Origin of the sequence: Aeromicrobium sp. Leaf272, assembly GCF_001422865.1 — a bacterium.
GTDB lineage: Bacteria > Actinomycetota > Actinomycetes > Propionibacteriales > Nocardioidaceae > Aeromicrobium.
Genome location: NZ_LMMY01000011.1, coordinates 317,419 through 319,525 on the forward strand (window position 1 = coordinate 317,419; position 2,107 = coordinate 319,525).

Here is a 2,107-nt window from a genome sequence, read left to right on the forward strand (position 1 = left end):
CCCGCCTACATCGTGGTGCAGGAGCGCGAGTGGTCTTCCCTCGACGCCGACGCCCGTGCCGAGGTGCGAGCCCTGCAGCTGGCCTACGTCGACGTGTGGGTCGACGTCGTGCGCACGCTCCGCGACGACCTCACCCGTACCGCCGCCCGCGCCGCCGTGCAGGCGACGTTCGGTCTGCTCAACTCCACCCCGCACAGCGCACGCATCGCCGAGGCCGACCTGCGGGTCCTGCTCGCACGGATGGCGCGGGCCGCGCTGCTCGGCTGACGCCCGGTCGCGCCGCTGGACCGTCAGGAGGGGGCGATCAGGAAGGGGCCGCCACCACGGCGGGTCGCCGGCTCGACGTCACCGCGACCGTCACGCCCACCAGCATGACCAGGGCACCCACCGCCTCGAGCAGGTTAGGCACCTCCCCCAGCACGAGCCAGGCGCTGAGCATCCCGACCGGGGGCACGAGCAGAATGTACGGCACCACCGACGACGCGGGGTGCTTCGCCATGAGGCCGTTGAAGATCGTGTAGCCCACGAGCGACGCGCCGACCACGGTGTACAGGGTGCTCAGCAGCGCCGCCCAGCCGAACCCGGCCATCGCCTCGACCATGACGTCGGGGCCGTCGACGACCCACGAGACCGCCAGGCACGGCAGGGGGACCACGAGCGCCGACCACACCACGAGCGAGAGTCCGGACTCGACCTTGGCCGCACGGGCGACGACGTTCCCGATCGCCCATGACAGCGCGGCGCCCACCGTCACGACGAGGGGCACGATCGACGCACCGGCGCCGAAGCCGACCGCCACGACGACCAGCCCCGCCGTGCCGACCAGGGCCCCGGCCGCCTGGCGCCGGCTCGGCCGCTCGTCGAGGGCGACCGCCGCGATGACGATGGTCAGCACCACCTGGGCCTGCAGCACCAGCGAGGCGAGACCGGCCGGCATGCCGGTGGCGAGCGCGAGGTACAGCAGGCCGAACTGGCCGAGGCTCATGAACGCGCCCACGGCGACCACGGCCTGCCACGACGCCTTCGGCCGCGGGACCAGGAACACCAGAGGCAGGGCCACCAGCACGAAGCGGATCGCCAGGAACAGGAACGGGGGGAAGTCCTCACCGTCACCGCCCTCGAGGCCGAGGTGGATGGCCACGAAGTTGCCGCCCCACAGGACGGCGACGAGCACGGCGAGGAGGCTGTCACGGCGGGTCACCGAGCCAGTCTGGTGGTCGAGACCGTGTACGTCCAGCGATGCTTTCTTCACGATTCCATGTACGGTTCCTGCATGATCGACCTGAGCGCCCTCCGCTCCCTGCTCGCCGTGCACCAGCACGGCAGCGTCGTGGCCGCGGCCCACGCCCTGGGCTACACGCCGTCGGCGGTCTCCCAGCAGGTCAAGCGCCTGGAGCGGCAGCAGGGCCGCCCCCTGCTGGAACGAGTGGGACGCGGCGTCGTGCTCACCGACGTCGGCCGACTGCTCGCCGAGCGTGGGTCGGCGGTGCTCGACGAGCTGGAGTCGCTGTCGAACCTCGGGCGCGACGGCAGCCGCCCCCAGGGTCCGTTCCACCTGGCCACGTTCGCGACGGCGAACCGCGGGCTCGTGGCACCCCTGCTCGCGCGCCTGGCCGTCGAGGCGCCGGAGCTGCGGGTCACGGTGGTCGAGGCGGACCCGCGCGACGTCGTGCTCCAGGTGGCCAGGGGCACCGCCGACGCCGGGCTCGTGCACGACTGGGAGTCCGTCCACCTCGAGATCCCCCCGGGCGTCGACGCGGCGCCCCTGCTCACCGACCGGGCCGACCTCGTGGTCCACCGCGACCACCCGCTCGCCACCCGGACGTCGGTGACCCCGCGCGACCTGGTGCAGGAGCAGTGGGTGTGCACGCCTGCCGGCAGCATCTGCCACGACTGGCTCGTGGCCATGTTCGCCGGTCACGCGCTGCGGCCCGAGCTGCGCTACATCGACCACGAGTACGCCTCGCACCTCGCGCTCGCCGCTGCGGGCGTGGCCGTCGCGCTCGTCCCACGGATGGGTCGCGGGCCCCTGCCCCCGGAGGTCGTCACGGTGCCCGTCGTCGACCCGGTGCCTGAGCGACGCGTCCAGCTCGTCTGGCGGCGCGCC

The 2,107-nt window shown here is 73.3% G+C and carries 2 protein-coding genes and 1 pseudogene; 2 read left to right on the forward strand and 1 reads right to left on the reverse strand.

What is annotated here, in order from left to right; genetic code table 11:
- A pseudogene (locus ASF38_RS19260) lies at nt 1–267 on the forward strand (TetR/AcrR family transcriptional regulator); the annotation flags it as partial.
- A 37-nt stretch (nt 268–304) separates the two neighbouring features.
- Here the strand turns inward: ASF38_RS19260 and ASF38_RS08595 are convergent.
- Nucleotides 305–1,201, reverse strand: coding sequence for an EamA family transporter (locus ASF38_RS08595; RefSeq protein WP_082480624.1), 897 nt, complete (start codon nt 1,199–1,201; stop codon nt 305–307).
- A gap of 72 nt (nt 1,202–1,273) precedes the next feature.
- Between ASF38_RS08595 and ASF38_RS17165 the strand changes: the two genes are divergently transcribed.
- On the forward strand, nt 1,274–2,107 hold an 834-nt coding region (locus ASF38_RS17165; RefSeq protein WP_162237327.1), incomplete at its 3' end, for a LysR family transcriptional regulator.